Origin of the sequence: Fusibacter ferrireducens (assembly GCF_015352425.1) — a bacterium.
Lineage (GTDB): Bacteria > Bacillota > Clostridia > Peptostreptococcales > Acidaminobacteraceae > Fusibacter_A > Fusibacter_A ferrireducens.
The window spans coordinates 110782-136652 of sequence record NZ_JADKNH010000014.1 but is presented as its reverse complement, the minus strand read 5'-3'; the positions used below and the strand labels follow the sequence as shown (position 1 = coordinate 136652).

The window sequence follows — 25871 nt, the reverse complement described above, 5'->3', positions numbered from 1 at the left end:
CTTGGCACCATTATAAGCTGTATCTGTATTGCCTAAGGTATTTTTTACCCTTAAAGTGATTGCATTATCTACGCCTACAACAGGCGCTAAACTGTTTGCACTTGCTTCGGCTGTATGACTGCCTGCTGGTGCTGGTAAGGTCACAGCCATACTGGTTACCTTTGTAAGCCCTGTTGCTGTGAATCCAAGTTGTGCATTATTGACTAAAGCGGCATTGGTGGCCCCTAAGTCTGTGAAGGTTGCAACACCTGCACTTGCTGTTGCCGTTGTGGTCCCGGTCAGCGTCCATGTGCCGCCATCTTCTCGAGCTGCTGTTACTACAGTTGTGTTATCCCCTGTACAAGCATTGCCAAACGCATCCTTTACTGCAACCTTGGGTTGTTGCGCAAAGCTACTGCCATTTGATGCTGGTGCTATAATATCCTGTGTCACTGCCATTGTGGCTGCTGCCCCATGAGTTGGCGTGATTGTCAGTGTATTCGTTGCAGGTGTTGTCACTGATTCAAGACTAAAGCCTAGGGTTTGTCCATCTGCCTTGTTTAATTTCAGATTGGCCGTCCCAACACCATCTGTGAAGGTTACTGGGATCACCTGTCCTGCTCCGGCAGAATTTACATCAAGAGTCGTTCCATTGAAACTGCCATAGCTGCCATTCGGTGCTGCTTCTACGCCTGTAATTGTCACATTCTTGGCACCATTATAAGCTGTATCTGTATTGCCTAAGGTATTTTTTACCCTTAAAGTGATTGCATTATCTACGCCTACAACAGGCGCTAAACTGTTTGCACTTGCTTCGGCTGTATGACTGCCTGCTGGTGCTGGAAGAGAAGCACTGATATTACTCAATGTAATAGAGCGAAACTCAAAATTAGATGTACTGTAAGAAAGTGTATAAGTGATTTCAATGGTATTAACAAGATCATACCCCCCACTTGGCCACGCTGTAGAAAATGCAAAGTTACTGATGTTAAAGTCATCGGTATTCATATTTCGTGAACCTGAAAACGTATGAGTTCCCAGTACATTCCCGTTATAATCTTTCAATGTTATATCAAATTGCGTAACATTTACACTTGAAGCATACATGCCAATTGCAAGATCCGATATACTGAAGGTCTTCATTGTAGTATCGTTGGCCTTAATTACAATACTCCCGCTATTAGCATTCGTTAAATAGAGTGTAGCGCCTCCAGATGAGAAAATATTGCTAACAACAAATTTATCACCTTGTGTCTTAAAGCCTGATCCTCCCGAATCCGCAACGCCTAAAGTTCCAAAATCATATGTACCATCTCCGGTACCAGTGGTTTGAGCAAATGTGACCATTTTGCTAACGCTAAAAAAAGCAACAAATAGAACAAAACATAAGAAAAAAATAAATGACCTCTTAAAAAACTTTAAATTCATGTGACTCCCCCTACCATTATTTATAAAACTTAAAATAAAGTTGAAAATAGAATTATATATTACTTCATTATACCCCTTTGCTACAGTATATAACTTAACTTTCTCAGATAAAATGATTAGTTAACTTAAAAAAACTTCATATTTCAATGCTTTTACAGTATTTATTATCTGAGAAATTTGATTAAAATATCAATTTTTTATATTCGATCTTCTTATACCTTAAAATACTATATGATCACCTTGGCTTTTCTGACTGTTATACTATAAAACACGTTCTATCTAATTGTACCTGATTTATCATTAAGTTCCAATAGTCTAATCTATAACAGAATAAATTATATGGATAGTTGTTCAGTCTACAAAATACATCCAAAACCGTTTTAGCCCTATATAATACAATTTAAATGACCACACTTATAATAAGAAGGAGACAACACGCCTAAACGACGCTCTGCTCTGATTAAAAGTCTAGCCTTTATTTCATCTCCTATTTATGTTGATTTATGCCTTGGCGACAAATCTAAAGACTGCTGAAAAGCTGGCTAATACAAAATTAATGCGCTTATCAAGGCCTCATGACGTTCATACAATCAATCTGAATATAGTCTATCTGAAATATGCACCGACACATTTATCAACACCATCTAGAATGCCTTTTTTTGTAAAATCAAATTGGTGCCCTATAAGATCATGACCGATGGCATTGTGCAAATTGATGAAAACAAAGATAAAACACTTTTGATTTACTCCATATATGTCGAAAATCATGTCAGTAGTTACTTCCAAACCATCACGATTAAGAAAATAGACAATAGTTATCGCATTGATCTCATAGAATATGATATTTAAAACCTCATGTAACTGATAGCAATTGATGTTAATTCATTAAGCTAAAGCTTATGTAACTCTAGCCATCTATCATACTAAAAACCACGCCCTAACATCACATAAATGGCACTCCGCAGCCCAGCGAGGACCGCGTGCCAGTAATGTGATGTTAGGGCGTGTTTGCCATTAAACTACAAGCTCATAGTTTGAATTATGATTTTGATTCATGGTTTTGATTCATTGCTTTGATTCATGGTTTTGATTTCGTGGATCACCCACTTGTCTTTCCACATAAATCCCACACTGATTGACTTCAAAGACCTCGTTGAATAAATCCCACACATCGTACTTGCCCGTTCTTTCAGAAGAAGAAATCGGTATGATGACGCTTTCTTTATTCATATTGAGTTCTTTGCGGATGATCTTTATTTGGGCTGCGATTTGATTTTTACTGAGTTTATCTGCTTTAGTGGCAACGACGATACCGCTGAAGCCAAAGTCCTTAATCCAGCTGTACATTTGCTTATCCTCTTGTGAAGGTTTATGCCTAATGTCCACAAGCTGAATTACCTCCAGTAGAGTCTCTCTATTGGTCAAATAAGTCTCAATAATTTTACCCCAAGTCGCTTTTTGCTCTTTGGATACCTTTGCAAATCCATATCCAGGTAAATCTACAAACCGGAACAACCCATCAATATCATAAAAATTTACCAGTTGAGTTTTTCCCGGTGTGGAACTGGTTTTTGCTAGGCCTCTTCTATTGAGCAACATATTTATAAGTGAAGATTTGCCTACATTCGACCGTCCAGCAAATGCAATTTCAGGTAATTGATCGTCTGGATACTGTGATTTTGACACCGCACTGATGACAAATTCACTATTTTTGATCTTCATGCTTGGACTCCTTTTTAACTAAAGCGTGCTCAAGGACCTCATCCATCGTTTTCGCTGGAATGAATTCAATTTCTTTCTTGATAATTTCTGGTATATCTTCTAAGTCCTTCACATTTTCATATGGGAAAATAATCTTTTTAATGCCTGCACGTTTGGCTGCTAGAGTCTTCTCTTTAAACCCACCAATAGGAAGCACTCGACCTCTCAGCGTGATTTCACCTGTCATCGCCACAAAGCGATCCACAGGAACACCAGACAGTGCGGAAATCATAGCTGTAGCCATAGTAACACCTGCCGATGGACCATCTTTAGGGATTGCACCCTCAGGAATATGAACATGCAAATCCAGTTCTTCATAGAACTTATCTTCAATACCGTATTCAGAGGCAATGGTCCTAATATAAGAAAGCCCCGCTTGTGCAGATTCTTTCATCACATCACCCAATTGTCCTGTGAGTTGAAGCTTACCTTTACCCTTCATGGTGTTCACTTCTATAGATAGCGTCTCACCACCAACACTGGTCCAAGCGAGTCCTGTCACAATACCCACTTGATCATTTTCAGCAATTAAATCGTAATGATACTTGGATTTACCAAGGTATTTATCTAAATTTTTATCTGTAATTCGAACACTTTTAACTTCGCCTTTGACGATTCTCACAGCGGCTTTACGGCAGATATCCGCAATTTTTCGTTCCAATTCTCTGACACCGGATTCTCTCGTATATTTGCGAATCGTATCCAGTAATGCATCATCAGATACAGAAAGTGCCGTTTTAGCAAGACCATGCGCTTCCATCTTTTTAGGAACAAGATATTTCTTCGCAATATTGAGTTTTTCAACTTCCGTATAGCCAGAGACTTGAATCACTTCCATACGATCAAGCAGTGGTCTTGGAATAGTGCTAAGTGTATTGGCTGTTGTGATGAACATGACATTCGAAAGATCGAAAGGCACCTCTAAATAATGATCTGTAAATTCTTTATTTTGTTCCGGATCTAACACCTCCAAAAGCGCCGATGCTGGATCACCTCTAAAATCACTTGAAAGCTTATCAATTTCGTCAAATAAGAAGACTGGATTTTTGGTCCCTGCTTCTTTTATGCCATTGATAATCCGACCTGGAATCGCACCTATATAAGTACGTCTATGGCCTCTAATTTCAGCTTCATCTCGAACGCCGCCAAGCGACATTCTAACGAATTCACGATTAAGCGATCGCGCGATGGATTTTGCTATAGAGGTTTTACCAACCCCTGGAGGTCCTACTAAACAAATAATCGGGCCCTTCATACTGTGAGTTAAATCTCTAACAGCAAGATACTCTACCACTCTCTCTTTTACAGTTTCAAGTCCAAAGTGGTCTTCATCAAGTACCGTTTGAGCTTTATTCAAATTGATTTCATCTTTGGTTTCTTTTTTCCAAGGCAAGTCCAAAATCCAATTGACGTAAGTTCTAATAACGCCACTTTCCGCAGATGACGGTGACAAACGTGAATATCGGTCTATTTCATTAGTCACTTTTTTATCTATTTTCTTGCCTAATTTAAGTTTCTTGAGTTTTTTGCGCATTTCTTCAATTTCATCTTCTTGCGCATCTTCTTCGCCGAGCTCATCTCTAATCGCTTTGATTTGTTCTCTTAAATAGTACTCTTTTTGCGATTTATTGATTTGATTTTTAACTTTGTCGTTGATGTCTTTTTCAACTTGAAGAATTTCAATTTCAGTTAATAATAAAATATATAATTTTTCAAGTCTCTCTTTGACCTCAACTGCATTGATAATCTCTTGTTTTTGTTCTGTTTTAAGCGTGATTTGAGCCGCAATAATATCTGCAAGTCTTCCTGGTTCTTCAATTGCAGAAACAGAAAGAATAACATCTGCGCTTACTCTATTACTGATCGTAATGTATTTTTCAAAAGCATTTACACATGAGCGCATTAAAGCTCTTGCTTCCTTATCCATTTCAATGCTATCATTGTAAGTTTTCAGATCCACTCTAAAATATGGATTTTCCTCTATAATGGTTTCCACTTCAGCTCTTTGAATACCTTCTACTAAGACTCTAATGGCATCCCCTGGCAACTTAAGCATTTGTTTAATTTTACAAATTGTGCCGACTTGATAAAAATCTTTGGGTGTTGGCGTATCAATATCAATATCGAATTGTGTGGTCAAAAATATTCTTTGATCCTTTGCCATAGCCGCTTCAAGTGCTTTAATAGATTTTTTCCTACCTACATCAAAATGTAATACCATGTATGGAAAAACTGATAATCCTCTGAGAGGAATCAACGGCATATTAACGATTCTTACTTCGTTTTCCATAATCTCACCTCTACTCTATTCAAACTGTGATCACTCTATCTCGTGATTGTTCATACCCTACTCATGTCATTTAAATCTCTAAAAGGATGCTAAAAACGAGTTTCCGCATAGGCATCCACTCGTTATAAAATCATATTAGTCGTTGTCCGATTATCCATCATCCGTCAAATCTTTATCTCGTCAGCGCCATCTTCATCGATCCGATTAGATCAGAACGAATATTTCAACGCCTAAATTGAACGAAAACGAATAATCAACTATTGTTCGCAAGCCTTCATCGCTTGCCTCTTAAATGTTAAGAAACGCTTTCATGATGTGCTTTTAGATCTCGTTTTGAGTCAACCAGTACGAGTGTTGGCATTTGATGATTCCAAATCGTTTCCTTGGTGACAATACATTTCTTGATATCTTCCCTTGAAGGAATCTCATACATAATTTCCATCATAATGCCCTCAAGAATAGATCTTAGACCTCTGGCACCGGCTTTTCTCTTAATCGCCATTTTAGCTACTTCAACTAATGCATCCTCTTCAAATTCCAATTCAACATCATCCATTTTAAGCATCTTTTGATATTGCTTAATAATGGCATTTTTAGGCTCTTTTAATATCTTGACAAGTGCCGCTTCATCCAGTTCATGTAATGAAACTACCACTGGGACTCTCCCTATAAATTCAGGAATGAGGCCAAATTTAAGCAAATCTTTGGGCTCAATCTTTGCAAAGAGGTCTCCCAGCGAAATGTTTTTCTTACTCTGAACAGCCGCGCCAAAACCAAGTGCCTTTTCGCCAATTCTTTGACTGATGATATTTTCCATACCATCAAATGCACCACCACAAATAAAGAGTATGTTACTCGTGTCTACTTGTAAAAATTCTTGATGTGGATGCTTTCGCCCACCTTGAGGCGGCACATTGGCAACAGTACCCTCAATGATCTTGAGAAGCGCCTGTTGAACGCCTTCACCAGAAACATCTCTAGTGATTGAAGGATTCTCAGATTTTCTGGTTATTTTATCAATCTCGTCGATGTAGATGATGCCCTTTTGAGCACGTTCTATATCATAATCCGCAGCTTGGACCAACTTCAAGATAATATTTTCAACATCTTCACCCACATACCCTGCTTCTGTCAACGCTGTGGCATCAGCTATGGCAAAAGGCACATCTAATATCTTAGCAAGGGTCTGCGCAAGCAACGTCTTGCCCGAACCCGTAGGTCCAAGCAATAAGATATTGCTCTTTTGAAGTTCCACATCATCTTCCTCAACTTCAGATTGTATACGCTTATAGTGATTATACATCGCCACAGAAAGCGTTTTTTTCGCCTGTTCTTGTCCGATGACATAATCGTCTAATATTTTTTTTATATCTACTGGCTTCGGCAATTCCGAAAGTTCCCAATCTTGAGTGATATCATCTTTAAATACAGACAATTCTTCTTCAAGAATTTCATTACAAAGTTCTATACACTCATCACAAATATAAACATTGGGACCAGCAATCAATCGCTTCACATGCTCTTGACTTTTCCCGCAAAAGGAACATTTTAAAGTTGGTTTATCCATCCTTTACCTCTTTCTGCTCTTATCATCTCTGTTTGAAAACCTTATCAATAAGACCATATTCAACTGCTTCCTCTGCACTCATGAAATTATCTCGATCAGTGTCTTTTTCTATTTGCTTGTATGGCTTGTCTGTTTTCTCACTTAAAATCGTGTTCAATTTTTTTCTCATTTTCAAAATCCACTCTGCATGAATTTTAATATCAGATGCTTGACCTTTAGCGCCGCCAAGGGGTTGGTGAATCATCACTTCTGCATTTGAAAGTGCATATCGTTTGCCCTTAGTGCCCGCTGCAAGCAAGAATGCACCCATGCTTGCTGCCAGACCAACACAAATAGTCGAAACATCCGGTTTTATATATTCCATGGTGTCAAAAATCGCCATACCTGCGGTAACTGAACCCCCTGGACTATTAATATAAATATTGATATCTTTGTCAGGGTCTTCCGCTTCTAAGAATAGCAACTGAGCAACCACTACATTTGCTGTATAATCATCAATCTCTCCACTCAAAAAGATAATACGATCTTTTAAAAGTCTAGAGTAAATATCATACGAGCGCTCACCTTTACTTGTTTGTTCAATTACATAAGGTACATAATTAGCCATTTTCACACCTCCGATGGTTCTACTGATTAGACAAGTTTTGCTTGATCCACTAAGAAATCAACTGTTTTTCTTGATTTAAGATTAGATTTTAAATATTCAAAGTTATCTTGTGCAAATAACTTGCGAATTTCTTCTTTATCTCTCTTTTGTAATTCTGCTATTTTATCAAGTTCCGCTTCAACATCTTCATCTGTTGCTTCGATTGCTTCTTGTTCCATAACTTTTTCAATAACAAGACCAGTTTTTACTCTTGCAAGTGCATCTTCTCTCATATTTGATTTGAGTTCATCAAGATTGCCACCTGTAAATTGAACGTATTGTTCAAGGCTCAATCCTTGTTGTCTCAATTGTTGATCAAATTCACGAAGCATGCCATCTACTTCAGCGTCTACCATTTTTTCAGGAATTTCAACAGTCAATAAGCCAGCTACTGCTTCAAGCACCTTATCTCTTTGTGCAGCAACAGCACTTTCTTTTGAACTCTCTTCTAATTCCTTTTTGATACTTTCTCTATATTCAGCAAGTGTATCAAATTCAGATACATCTTTGGCGAATTCATCATCTAATTCTGGCAATTCTTTAAATTTAATTTCATTGATCTTCACTTTGAAAACTACAGATTGGCCTTTAAGGTTCTCTGCTTGATAATCTTCTGGGAAAGTCACATTGATTTCTGATTCACTCCCTAATGCTTTACCGATCAACTGCTCTTCAAACCCTGGAATAAAGCGACCAGATCCAATCACCAATTCTTGATTTTCAGCTGTACCACCTTCAAATTGTTCTTCACCAAGGAAGCCGCTGTAATCCATGATAACTGTATCGCCATCTTGAACCGCTCTGTCCGTCACACTGATCAATCTAGCATTCATTTCTCTTGTTTTTTCAAGTTCAGTATCCAACATTTCGTCAGTGACATCAACATTGATTTTTTCAACTTCAATACCTTTGTAGTTTTCAAGTGTGAATTCTGGAGCCACTGTAACAAGTGCTGTAAAAACAAGATCTTGACCTTTGCCAATCTCAGTTACATCTATGTCAGGTCTTGCAACTGGCGTAATTTCAAGTGCATCAAGCGCTTTTTCATAGTGAACTTGCAGTAAGTCATTTACAGCATCTTCGAAGAACACACCCTCACCATATTGCTTTTCAATAATAGATTGTGGTACTTTACCCTTTCTAAAACCAGGGACAGTAAACTTGCCTTTGTTTTTGTTATAAGCTGATTTAACTGCTTTTTCAAATTCATCTTTTCCAACAGTGGCCTGAATGGTAATTTCACTGTTCTCTTTTTTTACGATTTCATAACTCATATGAATTCCTCCCAATAAATTTACTCATATTTATCAAAACTGGACTTTCCCAGTCATTTTTAGTGCTTTAACTTATTAATAGTACCGTATTTAGTGTAAAAAGTAAAGATTAATAGCCAAAATCACTCTTATTATACATCAAAAGTAGGGGCAAACAAGCCTTTATTGCAAATTTTACCCTTATGTTATAATATATTAATAACTTATTCATAAAGAAACCGTGAGATCACATCTTTAGGAGAATCTACAACCTATGACCTATAAACTCAAATTAACCCCTAACCAAGCAAAAGCCTCTAACCATTTTAAAGGACCATCACTTACGCTTGCAATTCCCGGAAGTGGTAAAACGACGCTTTTGATTTCAAGACTGATTCACCTCGTTGAAAATATGCAAGTAGAACCCACTCACATATTGACTTTAACTTTTTCAAAGGCATCTGCTGATGATATGGCCAATCGATATGCGGCTTTAAATGCGCCTTACAAATTTCAATTTATGACCATCCATAAATTTGCTTACGGTATTTTTAAGCAATACAATTTACAGACAGGGCAACAAATGCAATTGTTAGATGATTCTGGTCGCCGTTTTCATATCCTCAATGAAATCTATAAAAAGTACTATACAACATCACTTACCGAAGATGAATATGAAGCTTTTACCAATCACATTGGTCTCATCTATAATTTGAAACTTAAAAGAACCGATCAATCTGCTTATGACTTTCAATTTGATCGCATCTTCGATATGGTTTCTGATTATCATATATATAAGAAGAAACATAAACTATTCGACTTTGACGATATGATATTTTATGCTATTAAAATACTAAAGGCCAATCCAAATGCGCTGGCTTTTTATCAAAATAGATATCCTTTCATCCAAGTTGATGAAGCACAGGATACTTCAAAACTTCAATTTGAATTGATCGAACTGCTTTTGGGGCCAGAAAAAAATCTCTTTATTGTTGCAGATGACGATCAATCCATCTATGGTTTTAGAGGCGCCTTCCCTGATTACTTGCTCTCCTTTAAAGAACGTTTTAAAGAAGCTTCCATCTATTATCTTAAAGATAATTTTAGATCGGATGCAGCCATCGTTTTTACAGCTCAATCTATTATTCAAAAGAATGAACACCGTTTTGACAAACCCATGTCTCCAATTCACAAACATGAGATGCCGCCCCTTTTTAAGAATTTTGACGATCTCATCGATCGCAACCAGTACCTACTGGATCAGATTCAAATGGCGCAGGATTCTGTCGCAATTCTGTACCGAAACCGCATTTCTGCACTCAGTCTTGTGAACCTCTTGGATCAAAATCAAGTGGAATACTACATCAAAGAGCCCCCTCTGGCAGAACTTGATCATTGGCTTTTGCAGGACATACTGGCCTTTATGAACCTTGCCCTAATTCCACAAGATTTAGAGAGCTTCAATCGCATTGCATTTAAAATGAACGGCTATATTTCAAGGGAGATGCTTCAATATGTGAACGAACACATTCGTGGCAAAACTGTCTTTAGAACTCTTGTAGATATACCCTTTTTAGAGTCCTATCAATCAAGAACACAAGAACGTCTTATGGAACAATTTGAAGACCTCAAGTCCTTAAGACCCTATGATGCCATCGCTTTTATCGAAACGGAACTTGGCTATTTGGATTATTTAAAAAAGAATACCACAAGACTTGGCGTATCCATGAATTTCGCACGCACACGCTTGGATGCCTATAAAGCCATCGGCAAATCATTAAAATCAGGTTTTGACTTCATTACGAGAATTGAACACTTAAGAGAGCATCTACACATGGATTCAACACCTGCGCATCAAGCCAAAGTGACGCTGTCTACAATTCACGGCTCCAAGGGGCTGGAATTTCATAACGTTTTCATGATCGATGTCAACGATCAAATATTTCCCGGATTTAACAGTCAGAAAAAAGACGCTCTTGAAGAAGAACGCCGGTTATTTTATGTGGGATTAACCCGTGCCAAAAGGCGTTTCGAATTGCTCCATACACGCTTTATGAATGGTGACTTCAATAAAAACTCACTCTTCATCGAAGAATTCTTGAGCCAAGAGTTCACTGAGGACGCACTTGATCACATCGAGAGAAAAACCTCTATAGGCTAAAAACTGTGACAACTTTTGTTGAATTTTGCGTTTATAGACATAATCATCCTTTAACTTTTCAAAATCAATGGACATACCGTCCATTTTTTTTTGAAGAATGTTGCGTGCGTCCTTATAAGGATCTATAGATGATGCCAAAGCTTCAAAGGCCTTTTCAATATGTACCTTGGAAATGCCCTTTTCCTTAAGTGTTCTTTTCATGCGATATGGACCATATTTGCTGGCATGACTTTCGATATAGCTCTCTGCATAGAACTGATCATCTATATACTTTTGGGACTTTAAAAAAGATAAAACAAGTTGTTGAATGTCTTCATCAACTTGCCTTGAATTAAATTTTTCAATGAGTTCGTGTTCTGTACGCATTTTAAAAGAAAGCAAATAGAATGCATAATTTAACCATTTCTCTTCTTCTTTATTCATATTCATAAAACCTCATTTATTGCATTCTACTCTTTTTATTAACCACTGTAATCTCTACCCAATCCACTTCGACGCTATTGCCTGCACCTTCACCATAAGCATGCATCAAAAAACGAATATTATTTTGATCAATTGGGTAACTGTTTAATCTATATTCTGTACTGTTGTTTTTATACGTAATTTGATTGGAACGCGTGTCATAACTGAGACTTTCCTCTACCCATTCATCATAGAAAGGCGGAATTAATTTGAAGTTATCATTATAATCCCAGTCTGCCGCTAAAAATCTGACCACATCTTTCCCAGGTCTTTTCTGACGCGGCGACAGATCATAAGAATATTCAACCAATGCAATCCCATCTCCCATAGATGTAAACCAAGAGCCATCTGCCCTTTCTGGAATGAGTTCACTTGAATTGGTCTGATACATCGCAAGGCCACCTGCGAAGACACCATCTCCATGAGTAATCTTAACTTTGCGTTTCAATGTGATCACATCGCCATTTCTAATTTCAATTGGACGTGACAAGATATAAGGGCGCGCTTCTGGCACATCCGAAGTCATCTTCAGTATGCCGTCTTTAAGGGATACCAAATCATAAGAACGATTATAGTTTTCCCATTGCCCAACGAGCCAAAACTCTTTATCCATCTCCTCAAAATCAAAGGTGTAGGCAATAACAGGCGGTTGTTCTCTTGTTTGAAATACAATGCTATAGATGAAAAAACTGATAACTGCAAATGAAACGATGACAACGACCTTTTTCATATTTCACCTCATACAAATTAATTGATGACTCAAATCGACCTCTACCCATTCGCTTTATTGACGATTTCTTCAATATCCTTTAGGCCAATTACAAACTTATACTTAGGTTTAATTTCATTGAATTTAAGTTCAAAGACAAACTGAATGGCATCGCTGGATTGCCATGTGATTTTAAGATCATTAACCCATTTTGAAAGCTTGATCTCCGAAAGTTTTCTCAAAAGCATCTCCCTCATTTTGTTAAGATCTACGATCGAATAAGGTGTTTGTTTTAGATAACTAAAAGAAGAGAGTAAAATGGTTTCTCTCACTTTTTTAAAGATCAAAAATTGCTGTATGCTCTTGAAGAATTCGACCATTAAAAATATAGAAAATGTCACTGCACCTGCAAATAAAATGTCTAATAACATAAAATCTCCTTCATTTTATTACCGTTGATTGCACATAAACGTCATTATTTTATGCCGCTTATATTATTTATCGTCCTTTTTTTCTGTATCGTTAAGTCCATTGTATCATTTTTTAACCATCATCTTCAACCGTTTCAATTCATCCGCTGATAAATATCGCCATTTCCCTTTTTCAAGATCTCCAATCTCTATGTTGATAATTCTCACACGCCTCAACTTTACGACTTTATATTCAAGGGCTTCACACATCCGTCTAATTTGCCTGTTCAATCCTTGAGTCAATATGATCTTAAACATATTGCTGCGTAAAAGTTCTACCTCACAAGGTCGTGTCGTTGTATCTAAAATTTCAACACCATTTCTCATCTTTTCCAAAAATGCCTCTGAAATTCGATGATCCACTGTGACGATATATTCCTTTTCGTGATAGTGCCTAGCCTTTAAAATCTCATTGGACAATTCCCCATCATTTGTCAATAAGATCAAGCCTTCTGAGTTTTTATCAAGTCTGCCCACTGGGAAAATCCGCTCAGGATAATTAATATAGCTGATGATATTGTCTTTTACGGCTAAATTGGTAGTGCATTCTATGCCAATTGGCTTATTGAAGGCAATGTAAATATTCTTTTCTTTACCTGTTATCGTCTTGCCGTTCACACAGACATCGTCCTCTGGTGTCACTTGCGAACCCTTAGTTGCAAGTTCGCCATTTATGGTCACAGCACCTTGATCTATAATTTCATCTGCCTTGCGTCTCGAACAAACACCTGATGCGCTAAGGTATTTATTAATTCTCATAAAAGTTCTCCTAAATTATTGAGTTTGATCGAAATGGACCCGTCTGGGTTATTTTCAATTTGCATATTTTCCGATCTCGCCACATACTCATAAGGTAACGTTATTTCTACACCACTTGCCGTTTTAATCTTTTGAGTCCTCTTTATCTTTTTCTTTTGAGAGTCGTTGATTTCAACATGCGACGGATCAATGCCCTTTGAATCCAATTCCTGCCTATACGCCTCGCGCTCAGGCTGAGTTTCAAAGCACTGATAGACGATGGATTCCAAATCTATGCCATTTTTTTCATCCAATTGACCATTGATAAACTCTTTGATCTTAGCCGTTTTGACATAATCCTGATCATGATATTTCTGAACGACTTTTTCAGCTGCTTTTGTGACAGCATCAATGGTCTTCTTAGCAGTTGCACTCATTGAAAGCTTTAAAATATCTTCTTGAATATAACGCGCCTTGTTGCCGTCGAGCAGAACTTGTTTGTCCTTTATATAAACTTCATCTCTTTCAAGCGCAATGAGAAAACCCTCTTCAACTTTCTGACTTTTATAGGGTAAGGTCGCTTGTTGTCTTACGATCTTATTGGTTATTTTTTGATCCTGAGTTTCCACGAAATGAATATAAGAAGTTCTCAAATTCAATTTGAGAATCCCTACGTATTCTTCACCTTCATAATCAAAGTAAAGGCACATCAAATCACAAGGTTTGATCTCTTCAGAGCGCTTCATCACTTCAAAGAATAAATCTGCAATCTCCAGAGAAAAACTTTTAAAGTCTCCTGAACTTTCAAGCATTTTTTTTACAAGGGACGCTTCATCCACTTTGCCTCTGAAAATATCAAGTTGTTCAAAAAAAACGGTCACATGTTTCTCAATATAATCTTGAATATCGCCTTCTATTCCCATTTCATTTTCTGAAAGAATCTTCGTTTCATTAATACCATCCAGTATGTGCAAATATATTTCTTTTACTTGTATCACTTTAGTCATCCTCTCCATATTAAAACAACACAACCGTGTTCTCACCTTTTAAAATCACAATTTCACTTTATTATCATAGCTTACTTTAAGCCTTAAAACAACTGCAATATCCTGCCACCCAATTAAAAAGAGTCTATCCATAATCCCCTTGATCACAGCATGTGCCATCATTGTGAATTATGGATAAACTCTTAATTGATATGAATTAATATTGCTATACCAATGACTACAGCAATCATTCGATGCATCCATAGCCACAGTTTAGACCGCCTTGCTCTTTTATGACCATATAGTCCCACGACCACTTGTAAAATCATTAAGCCTGCTGCAAGTGCACCTGTGGGGCTGACCCCATAGAGTGAAAATTGAATCCCAAAATGCAAAAGTATGAACAATACCGCTGCGAATCCAAAAAAGCGATGATTTTTCACAAAAAATTTCATAACCTTAGGAAATCTATTTTTAAGCCACTCCATTTGATTAATCTGCTTACTAAAATTTTTGTTTAACCACTTCAGTAAAAAACTTAAAAGTGCCAATCCGTAGGATATGATGATCATCGTACCTAAAAACTCACCTAGTTCTCTCATTGATGCCTCCTAATTTGAAATCTTGTATGACCTTTAAATCTTCATACCCATTATTAGAGACACCTATACTTATTTTAACGCACCTTTACAATTTTATTTCGTCCTTCTCTTCTCTTTCATAACATTTTGCCATGTGTAAAAGAGAATGATCACGGCAAAGACAAGCGTAATGACATTCGCAATAATGACGGGAAGCTGCATTGTCATAAACCCATACAATGCCCAAAGAAGAACGCCCATAGTAAAAATAGCATACATTACAAGCGAAATGCCGTCTGTTTTCTTAGTTGTAACAACCTTAATAGCTTGAGGTAAAAATGAAATTGTACTCAAAAAAGCTGCAACAAGACCTATAACTGTAGTCATATAACTGTATTCCTTTCAATGATTAAAAGTATAATTGTCAACACGATTACATTATAATGCCTTTTTTACCAGTTTACAATAGGGCTAAATTGGATTTTATAAAAATGATACGCCCTTTTAGACCTCTAAAATCAACTTAATCATATCAACATCTCTTTGGCTGTTACAACTCAGATTCATCCAAATTGCCTTAAACCCCGTTATTTCATGAATTGCACTTTCGATTTCAGATTGAATTTGCTGATAATAAGTCTCTCTAATATAGTCTGCAATACGCTTATTTGCATCTGATGACAAGATGGTTTGCTCAAGAGGTGTTCTAGAACCTGTAATCACAATTTCAATCAAATTAGCCCTGAGAAAAGCAGTAACTTTTTGTGGCCCTTTTCCAGAAGTCAGTTTAACAATCTTTGCCACATCACTCTCAATTTTTCTTTCAAGTGATTTGCTCTCTTCCACAGAAAGCACATTAAGCGATTTTTCGAAATTTTGCTTGTCAATTTTCTTTTTTACACTTTCGAGTGCTTGAGTTAATGCGATAACATCTAAAGGCTTTAACAAGTACCTCTCAATGCCTATTTCAATAGAGGATTGCATCAGTTCTACATCGCTTAAAGCCGTTGTTATAATCACTGGAATTTGATCATTTGTTTCTCTAATTTTCCGTGTCATATCGAGGCCATCCATAACAGGCATTTTTAAATCTGTAATAATTAGGTCCACAGGAAATTGTTCATACTTTTCAAAACCCTCTAATCCATTTTCAGCAACAATTAGATGGCCCACACGCCTTTTTAAAAAACGTGCAATCTCTTCTCTTAAAAACGGTTCATCTTCAACGTATAGGCATGTTAGTTCTTTCACTTCTAATTCCCTCCATCGTTTTCAAGGTTTAACATCACAATCAAAAAGCAAATCATATATTAAATTATATATCAAACTATATAATAGGAACCTTTATGACAACACTAAGACCGTCTGGCGTATTTTGGGCCATAATTTCACCATCAAAATTCTTTTCAACAATTACTTTGGCAATATAAAGTCCAAGGCCTGTTCCGTTGTGTTCTTCTTTTGTCGTGTAGTACATTTCAAATATCTGATCCAGTTTTTCTTCCGGTATCCCGCCACCCGTATCTTCAATTTCAAGATGCATATGATCATCAGTTTCTCGACAACTTACATTGATTTTTCGACGCTCTGAATTGTTGAGTACAATGGCATCAATAGCATTTTTCAAAATGCCAAATAGAACCTGTGAAAGTTGATTCGGCCTTCCTAACATTAGAATATCCTTTTCTAGGTCCATTGAAACCTCAATATTGTTGAGACGGATACTCTCTCTTAAAAAATCTAAAGTTTGATCTAAAATTTTGGACATCAAAAAATTTTCTTTATCATTTTTAGGATTAAAGAAAAATCTAAAATCGTCTATGGTCTGTGACATATATTTGATAAGTTCCTGCAATCGCTGTCCTTGATTCTTTAAAAAAGTAGCATCCAGTTCATCAAAAGCATATGCATCTTCTATGTTATTAAAGATCATCGATATGCCACTAAGGGGTTGACGCCATTGATGTGCGATGCTTCCAATCATTTCGCCCATAGCTGCAAGCCTAGACTGATAGATCATCAATGCCTCTTTACGTTTGTTTTCCATCATTTCTGCTTCAAATCGTTTTTTCATCGTAATATCTCTTGAAATCATAACCATCTGATTTGCATTTTCAGATGCCATTGGTTTAATATTAATCTCCACTGGGATTTTCTTGCCAAGACTACCTTTTAAAACATCTTCAAACATATAACTTTGATTTAGCAACAGATCAGCTTTAATTTCATTGAGCTTTTCAGGGGTTATATAGGTACTAATATCTTGATAGTGCATTTGAAGGAGTTGCTCTTTTGAATAATCCAAAGACTGAGTTACTTTTAGATTCACTTCTTTGATCTGAGCATTTTCGCCAACATCTATCACAAAGATACAATCTGAACCCGCTTCAAATATATTTTCAAACTTATTCTTGCTTTGGATAAGTTTTTTTTCCAGCACAATACGCTGATCAATATCTGCTTCAAGTTCCTCGTTGAGCTCTTTTACCTTTACAAGAAGCGCATGTTCTTTAGCAATAAGTGCTTGATCTTTTTTAATTCTATACAGGTACAGCAATGTGGTAACAAAAATCAAAATAATGAAAAAATTGATAATGATGATGTTGAAAGTTCTCTCTTTTAAAAAGGAGACTACTTCTAAATAATCTTTTGATACATTGACAATCCAAAAATCATCTCCTATATGAGCTGGCGAATAGGCGCTGAATTTCTTGACGCGCTTTTCCAGATTATCATTAAACCAAAGCGAATGATAAACACCTACCCCTGATTCGCCTCGTTTTTGCTTTTCAACAAGCGCTTGAAGTTCGGACCAATCAAAATTTGGATAGGCTTGCGTTCTTGCTTCCATAACATCTACACCAATATCTTTGGTATTAGGATGCATAATCAAAATACCATTTGAATCCTTTACAGAAGAATAACCCTTTTCACCAGCCTTAACAGGCACAATAAAAGCATAATAGATGGTTTCAAGTTTAATCTTCACATAGAGAACACCACTGATTTCACCATTTGTTATAACGGGTTGCAAAATATTAATATACAATTTTTCTTGTTCTTTATAAATATCGCCTACGATGGCTTTTTTAAGTTTGTATACTTTTTGAAGATCAGATTCAATACCGTGCCCGTAATCCGTAATTGGGTACGTATAAATTTCCTCACTGGCATTGTCCAAGAAGCGTATCAATTCTATATTATCACTTTGTATACTATAGTAATCTTCAATATTCTGAAAAGCAGCTTCAGTGACGATCCCCTGTTGATGCGCAATATAATTACTCAAAAAATATCTGTTTTTCGCTAGTATCTCAAGGTTATGCGTCTGATTAACAAAAAAACGCTCTAAACTGTCCGCCACAGTATCCGATAATGAAAGCAGTTGAGATTGTTCTATTTCGATGACATTATCTTGAACTGCCCTATAGTTAAAATAAGAGGCCAGAACAATAACCACCATCACCGCTATTGCTATTAAAAGAATGAAAACACTCTTCAATTGTCGCTTTATTTTTTTCATGTCATCATTTCCTTTGTTTTTTTCACTATTATATGTGACAAATGAAGAATTCACAAGTATTATTAAACATATACTTGTCTTTAAACAATGAATTTGAAGGCTTGTTCTGTCATTTGATCACTGCAATTTTTAAGCTTCATTGCCTGTGTTTCAATTGCATCCATCGACAATTTAAGCTGCCCTGTCTGATCAGCAGTTTGTATGATTTCGCCAGAACTGCTCTCTATGGCATTTGAGATCTGCGACATCATATCCCTTACGGTTTGTGCACTATCTTCTATGCCATTCATTTCCAGAGTGAGCAAGTTAAAAGATTTCATAAGTTCTGATGCACGGCTTAGATACACCTCTCCCGATTCAACCATCTTATCATAGTCTGATAAAATAGTATGATCCATAAAATCTAAAACATTTTGAATTTCCATTTCTATAGCACTTACCGAACGAATAACAAGAGAGGATACTTTATTAATCTCATTGGCTGCTTCTTGACTGATAATTGCAAGTTTTCTAATCTCATCTGCAACTACGCTAAACCCCCTACCCGCTTCTCCAGCTCTTGCTGCTTCTATAGCTGCATTAAGCGCTAAGAGGTTAGTTTGATCCGAAATATCTAAAATAGTCTTTGTTAGCGTTTGAATTGCCGCAGTTTCATGCGCATCATCAAGTGCCGTAACGAGGGCCTCTTTTGTCTTGTTGTAGAGTAAAACCGTCTTGTTTTTCGCAGTTAAACTTTCGGTTTGTATCTCTTCGGATTTTATTTGAAGCGCATTTGTCAAAGCCATATTTTCCATGGTTTCCTTTGCAATGCCTTGTATCGCTATAAACATCTTTTCAGTTACTTCTTCTATAGAAACGGTTGAAGCTGTTACCTCTTCCATATTTGCAGAGAGACTCTCTACTCTCTCATTGATATTACTCGCCTTCAAGATCACATCATCCATGTTGACATGTAATGCGTTTGAAATGATTTCTAGTGTTCTTATATTCTCATGTAAAACAATAATCAAGCGTTTAAATTTATATATCATTTTATTGAAACCCTTGGCTAGCCACCTGAATTCATCATCACTTGGCGATTTTAGTTCCCTTCCGAGATTCATTTCACTTTCTAGAATTTCTAAATCTCTCGTCAAAACTTTAAGCGGTTTTGAAATCATGCTAAAAATCCAAATTGAAAAAACAAGTACGATTAAAGTTGACAACATTGACGCTTTTTTAGCGCCTTTGACAGTCCCCTCTTGTATTTGAGATTGACTCAGTGATAGAGCCTCCTTTATACTCATTGCTGAATCACTAATCTTTTGTGTTTCAGATATTAATACCAAGGATTGAATCTTCATTTGATCATCAAGTGCTTCTATGTTTTTTATAGTTTGATTAAAGTTTAAAAATGAAGTCTTGATCTTATCTTGTTCTTGCAAGTCTATAGGTGCTTTCTTTAAAAGAGATTCTATATCATTTATGCTCATTTGTGCCAGTGACAATGCATCTTTTTTACCTTCGCTCAGATAAGTTTGCTTGAAATAGAATATTTGAGTTATTTTTACTTTTAATGCGGTCAATACATCGGAGCTATACCGATTTTCAATCGATACAAAGTCGGATTCAATACGGCCCGTTTGATCGTTCAAATAAGTTACATTCTGATCTCGCTCTCTCTTATCCGTTGCAAAAGAATCAACAGCACTTTTGTATTTTGATATGGCATCCTGTATGACTAGAAGACTCTCACTAAAACTTTTTTGTTCCGACTGTTCTAATCCCGCAGCTGTTAACATTTCGGTTTCTTCAAGTCTAAGTTTGATCTCATCATAGAGCGCTTCATCACCGCTGTTTCTATATTTTTCTTGATTGAGTAGGATATTGTCTATATTCGATAGAATTTTGTTCATGCTATTCAAAAAAGCTTGAGCCTTACCTTGATCTGAAATTTGATTTACAGTATAAAGTGATGCCCCCATAATGATGAACATAAGAATCACATAACTTAAAATCAAAATAGACCTTAATCGATATTTCTTCATTATTCCCCCCAAATAAAACATGGTTTGTTGGTTTAGCCGCTCTCATCTTACCGCGTAAAAACGGCTTTACATGCCTACTTAAATGCAACAAAAGCCACCTAAAGGTGGCTTTTGCAAAGTGCGGGCAATACGACTATGCCTGAGCACTACCTGTTTTTTTAAACAATTTTGAAACAATTTTTTTAATAGCTGGATATGCTACTGAAATGATCGTAATTAAGATTAAAGCTTTTGCCAGAGGTGACTCCACGAAAATACCCAAACTGCCATCCGCAATTCTTGTGGCCTGTCTAAAGGATTGCTCCATTGTGCCACCCACAATAACAGCCAAGATCATCGGTGCTGTTGGTATTTTGATTTTTTCCATAAAGTAACCGAGTATACCAAAAATAATTAAGATATAGAAGTCAACGATAGAATTTGAAATGGCATAAGTCCCTACAAATGCCAATCCCAATACCAGTGGATACAGTATTTTAGGAGGCACTGCTAAAACTCTCACAAGGAGGCCTGCCATTGGAATATTCACAATTGCCAATATAAAGTTACCAATAATCATACTTGCAATTAATCCCCAAGCCACATCTGGATGTTGAGTAAAAAGCAATGGTCCCGGCTGAATGCCAAGCATCAGAAGCGCACCCATCATGATCGCCGTGGTGCCTGACCCTGGAATTCCCAATGTGAGCATTGGGATAAACGCGCCTACAGAAGCTGCATTGTTCGCCGCTTCTGGTGCTGCAAGACCTACGATCTCGCCTTTTCCAAAAGCATCAGAATCTTTAGATAATTGTTTTTCATTGTTATATGCCATCAAAGATGCCATCGTACCACCTGCCCCTGGCAATGCGCCCACTATAAAACCAAGCGGTGTACTTCTGAGAATTGGCAACCATGTTTTTTTCCACTCTTCTTTTGTAATCCATATTTTTCCGAATTTGGTTTGAGGTACTTTTTTACCTTCTTTGATTGCTTTAAATGCTTTAAAAACTTCTCCAAGTGCGTAGAGTCCAATAATAACCACGAGGAAGTCAATACCCGTTTGTAACTCCAATACGCCAAATGTAAATCTAGAAATACCAGATTGTGCGTCGATTCCAACAGTTGCAATCATCAACCCAAATATTGTTGAAATAAAGCCTTTAACCATATTGCCTTTTGACATCGATGCTGTCATAGAAAGTGCTGTTACCATTAATAAGAAATATTCTGCTGGCCCAAATTTAAGGGCAAATTTTGCCACCGGTGTCGCCAGCATAATTAAAAATACAACTGAAATAAGACCGCCAATAAATGAAGCTATTGCACTGATTGCAAGTGCAGATTCTGCTTTTCCGTTCATAGCCATTGGATAACCATCAAACGTTGCCGCAAGTGCCGCCCCATCACCAGGCGTATTGATTAAGATCGAACTTCTCGATCCGCCAAACATCGCACCATAGTAAACCCCTGCCATTGTTATTAATGCCGCAGTTGGACTCATGGAAAATGTAATTGGCAGAAGTACTGCAACTCCAGTGGCAGGACCCAATCCTGGCAACATGCCAACAATTGTCCCCAAAACGCCTCCGAAGGTTATTAAAAGTAAATGATATGGCTGAACAGCAATTGCTAACCCAGCAAACAAGTGATTTAATACTTCCATTTGATCCTCCTAGAGATTTATAAAAGGCGTCATTGGTAAACTGATGCCTAAGAGATAGAAGAAGATATAATATACGATACCGCTGAAAAGCAACGCCACGATACTATTTTTAACCCATTTTTGACCATTTGTAATAGTCAACATCGCCATCATGAATATAACTGTCGAAATCACATAACCGAAACGTTCTAGGATAAGTGCGTAAACAAGCGATGCCACAACTGTTGCCGCAATCATTCTTTGACTATGTCTATCGTTCTCTGTAGCCATTTCTTTTGATTTTTGAAAAGCTCTTTTTGTGGATTCTAAATCACTTTTTAAAATCAAGATCACGCCAAATATAATCATACAAGCTGCTAAAATCAAAGGGAACATAGATGGTGCTAATGGATTTCCCATTGGACTTCTTTTAATGTTATAAGACAAAACACCATATATGATACCGACCACCACAGAGATGATCCCCGTCAGAAAATCATAATTAGTAGTCTTTTTATTGTTTTCCATAATGCCTCCATTTGTAAGGGGAGCCCTCTAAGAGGGCCCCTCTGAATACAATTATTTCTATTGAACAGCTAATAAACCTATTTCTGATAGAATCTCTTTGTAGTTTTCGTTTGTTTCTTTTAAGAAGTTCGTAAAATCAGCTTGATTCATGTAAGCATCTGCCCAACCATGTTTAGCACGTTCTGCTTTCCACTCTTCTGTTTCAACCATTTTAGCTAATGTTTCTTGCCAGAAATCCACTGCATATTGAGGCATATTAGGCGCACCAAACAATCCTCTCCAGTTTTCAAAAGTTGCGTCAATGCCTTGTTCTTTACAAGTTGGAATTTCAGCTAACATGCCTTCGCCAACTCTTTCAGCACCAGTGTGTGCAAGTGCAATTAAGTCGCCACTTTCAATTAAAGATTGAACATCTCCAAGACCCGTTGTCAACAAATCCACGTGACCTCCTAAGATTTGAGCAGTTGCAGTACCATCTTGGAAGCTGATGTAATCGATCTCTTTAAGATTTGTAACACCTGCTGCTTTTGCAATGATTAAAAATTGAATATGATCCATAGAACCTGCTGATGAGTTCCCACCAATTTTTACGCTTTTTGGATCTGCTTTAAGTGCATCCATGACGTCTTTTATAGATTTATATTTTGAATCTTTAGGTACCACAAAAGCGCCGTAATCTGTAATCAGTCTAGCAAGTGGTGTTGTATTTTCATAGCTGTATTCGCTTGATCCGTTTAAGTTGATTAAAAGAATTGGTGGCGAGTAAACAGATATCAACTTCTCTGAACCTTCTTGAGTTTGCATGTAAGCGAGGTTAACACCACCGCCGCCACCTGAATTATTTGTAATTGGCATTGGTTTGTCTACTAATTTTGTATCTTGTAAAACCTTAGCAACGGTTCTGATCGTTAAATCCCAGCCACCGCCTGCGCCACCTGGTGCGATAAATTCAAGTGCACTTTTAGGATAGTCCACTTTTTCTTCTGCTGGTGCTGCAGCTTGTGTTTCTGTACCACTTGCTGCAGGTGCGGTTTCTGCTTTAGTTTCTGCTGCTTTTGGTGCACATCCTGTTAAAGTCATTGCCCCAACAAGCGAAAGTGCCATTACTGATGACCATATTTTTCTTCTTAAACCCATTCTTAACTCCTCCTGTAAATTCATTTCATTACATCATATCTTAAAGCGCATTGGCTTTTGAGATCAAAAATAATTCGAGTTCGGATAAGGTGTGTACTCTGCCCCGACCACATTCATACGCAGGCTGGTCACAGAGATAACATTTGCGAACACCTTTATTCATCTGTGCTCGTGTAAGTGACTGTCCTTTCTCATTATAGACGTCTAAATCAAAGATTCTGCCAATTGAATGTTGCTCCTCAATTTGAATACACAGTGCTTTCACTGCTTTAGCCTCTAAGGCTACATAAAATATGTCAACATATTCTGCTGGATCAACGCGTTTTTTCAGGTCAGAAGTCACTTCTTCATAACTTATATCCTCACTCTCCAACGATGTTTTTACACATCGGACGGCTTCATCATGCAACTTTAATGCCCAATCTGACTTTTTATTAGGACCTGGAATATTTGCTCTGATGACTAAAACGGTTCTTTCATCACGCGCCACGAGCATTTGTATAAAATCTGCCTTAATTTCTCTATATTCAAGGAGCGTTTCAAGTCTCATAACCATTATCCTCTTTTGTAAATGCGATCCAATACTGAGCCGTCTCTGTATTCAATAATAGCAACAACTTGTTCCTCAAAGGAAATAGGTGCCGCTTTGCCCACGATCTGCTCTGCTTGTTTAACCAATGCCTCTATAGAAACAATTGGTAAATTTGTTTTAGATAAGAGCTCAATGAGATCTGTTCTTTGAGGATTGATGGCAATCCCTCTTTCAGTTACAAGCACATCTACCGTGTTACCCGGTGTGATGATGGTTGTCACTTTTTCTATTACGGTTGCAAGTCGTCCTCTGTAAAGCGGTGCCACAATAATTGTATTTTTAGCAGATTGAGCTGTATCACAATGTCCCCCGGAAGCACCCATAATGACGCCATCTGAACCCGTCATAACGTTGACGTTAAACGCCTTGTCAACTTCCAGTGCACTCAATATGACGAAATCCAATTTCGATGCCACGCATCCTAAATTCGATGGATTTGCGTATTCTGAGGCACTGATCTCATGATGATTCGCATTTTTTGCAATAGAAGCTGCTGCAACTAGATCAAAACTCTGCACATCAAACAAATGCTTAACATAACCCTCTTCTAAAAGATCAACCATCGGTTGAGTAATCCCCCCAAGTGCAAAGCCAGCTTTTATGCCATCTTTGATCATGGCTTCTCTCAGGTAACGCGTTACAGCAAGTGACGCTCCGCCAGAGCCTGTTTGGAATGAAAACCCTTCTTTATATTCTGGCAACGCCGTAATCACTCTAGAGGCGTATTCTGCAATCTTAAGTTCTTTAGGATTTTTAGTGTACCGTGTTGCGCCTGAGGCAATGCCCTCAGGATCACCGATCTCATCTATTTTTACGATGTAGTCTACTTGCTGCTGTTTGATGCTTGCAGGCATATTTGGGTATTCACAAAGATCGTCTGTCACGAGAATTACTGTATCCGCGTACTCAGCATCCACCATGGCATATCCAAGAGAACCACAAGTGGTGTGCTCCCCATTGCCACTGGCATTACCCATTTCATCGCATCGAGGCACTGCTAGAAATGCCACATCTATTTTGACTTCTCCAGCTTCAATAGCACGTGCTCTTCCACCATGACTTCTGATGATAATCGGTTTTTCCATATGGCCTTCAGATATAAATTCTGCAAGTTTACCGCGCATGCCACTGGTATGAATTTCTTTAATAACGCCTGCTTTTATGAGCTCAATCAGGGGTTCATGAACTTTACTCAATGAACTTGGAATAATGGTTAAATCTCTAATCCCCAGTGCCGCAATGTGTTTAAGCACCAAATTGGTTGTATAATCACCTTCTCTAAAGTGATGGTGAAAAGAGATGGTCATGCCACTTTTTAAACCTGATTTTCGGATGGCTTCTTCAAGTGAAGGTACCATTTTGGATTTATTGTCATAAATTTTAATTTGTTTGCCGTGTTTTCTCATTTC

At 37.4% G+C, this 25871-nt stretch carries 22 protein-coding genes and 1 pseudogene; 2 read left to right on the top strand and 21 right to left on the bottom strand.

Translation table 11 applies throughout. The features are described 5' to 3' along the window. Positions 1 to 1407, bottom strand: a pseudogene (locus ISU02_RS19680) (hypothetical protein); the annotation flags it as partial. 690 nt (positions 1408 to 2097) lie between these two features. On the opposite strand from ISU02_RS19680, the gene ISU02_RS19675 reads away from it, so the two are divergent. Further along, a complete protein-coding gene (locus ISU02_RS19675; protein ID WP_194703552.1) occupies positions 2098 to 2256 on the top strand; it encodes a hypothetical protein in 159 nt (52 codons plus the stop codon). 216 nt (positions 2257 to 2472) lie between these two features. On the opposite strand, the gene yihA is transcribed toward ISU02_RS19675, so the two are convergent. The 5 genes from yihA to tig form a co-directional block, all read right to left on the bottom strand. Next, positions 2473 to 3129 carry a ribosome biogenesis GTP-binding protein YihA/YsxC gene (yihA, locus tag ISU02_RS19670; protein ID WP_194703551.1) on the bottom strand — a complete coding sequence of 219 codons (657 nt, stop codon included), beginning with the start codon at positions 3127 to 3129 and terminating at the stop codon, positions 2473 to 2475. Beyond that, positions 3113 to 5458, bottom strand: coding sequence for an endopeptidase La (gene lon, locus ISU02_RS19665; protein WP_194703550.1), 2346 nt, complete (start codon positions 5456 to 5458; stop codon positions 3113 to 3115). The genes yihA and lon overlap by 17 nt, the downstream gene beginning before the upstream one ends. Before the next feature lie 295 nt (positions 5459 to 5753). Further along, on the bottom strand, positions 5754 to 7025 hold the full coding sequence (gene clpX / locus ISU02_RS19660) for an ATP-dependent Clp protease ATP-binding subunit ClpX (protein ID WP_194703549.1): 1272 nt from the start codon (positions 7023 to 7025) through the stop codon (positions 5754 to 5756). Positions 7026 to 7047: 22 nt separating this feature from the next. Continuing rightward, complete coding sequence (gene clpP, locus ISU02_RS19655) at positions 7048 to 7632, bottom strand: ATP-dependent Clp endopeptidase proteolytic subunit ClpP (protein ID WP_194703548.1); 585 nt, start codon at positions 7630 to 7632, stop codon at positions 7048 to 7050. 26 nt (positions 7633 to 7658) lie between these two features. Continuing rightward, positions 7659 to 8945, bottom strand: coding sequence for a trigger factor (gene tig, locus ISU02_RS19650; RefSeq protein WP_194703547.1), 1287 nt, complete (start codon positions 8943 to 8945; stop codon positions 7659 to 7661). Between the two features lie 253 nt (positions 8946 to 9198). Between tig and ISU02_RS19645 the strand changes: the two genes are divergently transcribed. Further along, on the top strand, positions 9199 to 11085 hold the full coding sequence (locus ISU02_RS19645; RefSeq protein WP_194703546.1) for an ATP-dependent helicase: 1887 nt from the start codon (positions 9199 to 9201) through the stop codon (positions 11083 to 11085). Here the strand turns inward: ISU02_RS19645 and ISU02_RS19640 are convergent. The 15 genes from ISU02_RS19640 to citF all read right to left on the bottom strand — a co-directional run bounded on the left by ISU02_RS19640 (position 11002) and on the right by citF (position 25868). Further along, positions 11002 to 11514, bottom strand: coding sequence for a regulatory protein RecX (locus ISU02_RS19640; protein ID WP_194703545.1), 513 nt, complete (start codon positions 11512 to 11514; stop codon positions 11002 to 11004). The genes ISU02_RS19645 and ISU02_RS19640 overlap by 84 nt on opposite strands. A gap of 10 nt (positions 11515 to 11524) precedes the next feature. Next, positions 11525 to 12277, bottom strand: coding sequence for a hypothetical protein (locus ISU02_RS19635; RefSeq protein ID WP_194703544.1), 753 nt, complete (start codon positions 12275 to 12277; stop codon positions 11525 to 11527). A 41-nt stretch (positions 12278 to 12318) separates the two neighbouring features. After that, the gene (locus ISU02_RS19630) at positions 12319 to 12687 is read right to left on the bottom strand and encodes a hypothetical protein (RefSeq protein WP_194703543.1); all 369 of its coding nucleotides are present in this window, start codon (positions 12685 to 12687) and stop codon (positions 12319 to 12321) included. 105 nt (positions 12688 to 12792) lie between these two features. After that, positions 12793 to 13485, bottom strand: a complete 693-nt coding sequence (locus tag ISU02_RS19625; protein WP_194703542.1) for a pseudouridine synthase — start codon at positions 13483 to 13485, stop codon at positions 12793 to 12795. After that, the gene (locus ISU02_RS19620; RefSeq protein WP_207736432.1) at positions 13482 to 14462 is read right to left on the bottom strand and encodes a nucleoid-associated protein; all 981 of its coding nucleotides are present in this window, start codon (positions 14460 to 14462) and stop codon (positions 13482 to 13484) included. The genes ISU02_RS19625 and ISU02_RS19620 overlap by 4 nt, the downstream gene beginning before the upstream one ends. A 191-nt stretch (positions 14463 to 14653) precedes the next feature. After that, the gene (locus tag ISU02_RS19615) at positions 14654 to 15052 is read right to left on the bottom strand and encodes a hypothetical protein (protein ID WP_194703540.1); all 399 of its coding nucleotides are present in this window, start codon (positions 15050 to 15052) and stop codon (positions 14654 to 14656) included. A gap of 93 nt (positions 15053 to 15145) precedes the next feature. After that, positions 15146 to 15418: a SemiSWEET transporter gene (locus ISU02_RS19610; protein WP_194703539.1), complete on the bottom strand. Its 273-nt coding sequence runs from the start codon at positions 15416 to 15418 to the stop codon at positions 15146 to 15148. Positions 15419 to 15535: 117 nt separating this feature from the next. Next, on the bottom strand, positions 15536 to 16282 hold the full coding sequence (locus ISU02_RS24040) for a Na-translocating system protein MpsC family protein (protein WP_194703538.1): 747 nt from the start codon (positions 16280 to 16282) through the stop codon (positions 15536 to 15538). 76 nt (positions 16283 to 16358) lie between these two features. After that, positions 16359 to 18554 carry an ATP-binding protein gene (locus ISU02_RS19600; RefSeq protein WP_194703537.1) on the bottom strand — a complete coding sequence of 732 codons (2196 nt, stop codon included), beginning with the start codon at positions 18552 to 18554 and terminating at the stop codon, positions 16359 to 16361. Between the two features lie 80 nt (positions 18555 to 18634). Further along, on the bottom strand, positions 18635 to 20581 hold the full coding sequence (locus ISU02_RS19595; RefSeq protein ID WP_194703536.1) for a methyl-accepting chemotaxis protein: 1947 nt from the start codon (positions 20579 to 20581) through the stop codon (positions 18635 to 18637). Between the two features lie 133 nt (positions 20582 to 20714). Next, complete coding sequence (locus tag ISU02_RS19590; RefSeq protein WP_194703535.1) at positions 20715 to 22226, bottom strand: tripartite tricarboxylate transporter permease; 1512 nt, start codon at positions 22224 to 22226, stop codon at positions 20715 to 20717. A gap of 9 nt (positions 22227 to 22235) precedes the next feature. After that, complete coding sequence (locus ISU02_RS19585; protein ID WP_194703534.1) at positions 22236 to 22733, bottom strand: tripartite tricarboxylate transporter TctB family protein; 498 nt, start codon at positions 22731 to 22733, stop codon at positions 22236 to 22238. 57 nt (positions 22734 to 22790) lie between these two features. Continuing rightward, on the bottom strand, positions 22791 to 23870 hold the full coding sequence (locus ISU02_RS19580) for a tripartite tricarboxylate transporter substrate binding protein (protein ID WP_194703533.1): 1080 nt from the start codon (positions 23868 to 23870) through the stop codon (positions 22791 to 22793). Between the two features lie 40 nt (positions 23871 to 23910). Further along, positions 23911 to 24420 carry a citrate lyase holo-[acyl-carrier protein] synthase gene (citX, locus tag ISU02_RS19575; RefSeq protein ID WP_194703532.1) on the bottom strand — a complete coding sequence of 170 codons (510 nt, stop codon included), beginning with the start codon at positions 24418 to 24420 and terminating at the stop codon, positions 23911 to 23913. Between the two features lie 5 nt (positions 24421 to 24425). Beyond that, entirely contained in the window at positions 24426 to 25868 is a 1443-nt protein-coding gene (gene citF, locus ISU02_RS19570) for a citrate lyase subunit alpha (protein WP_194703558.1), read from the bottom strand. Positions 25869 to 25871: the final 3 nt, after the last annotated feature.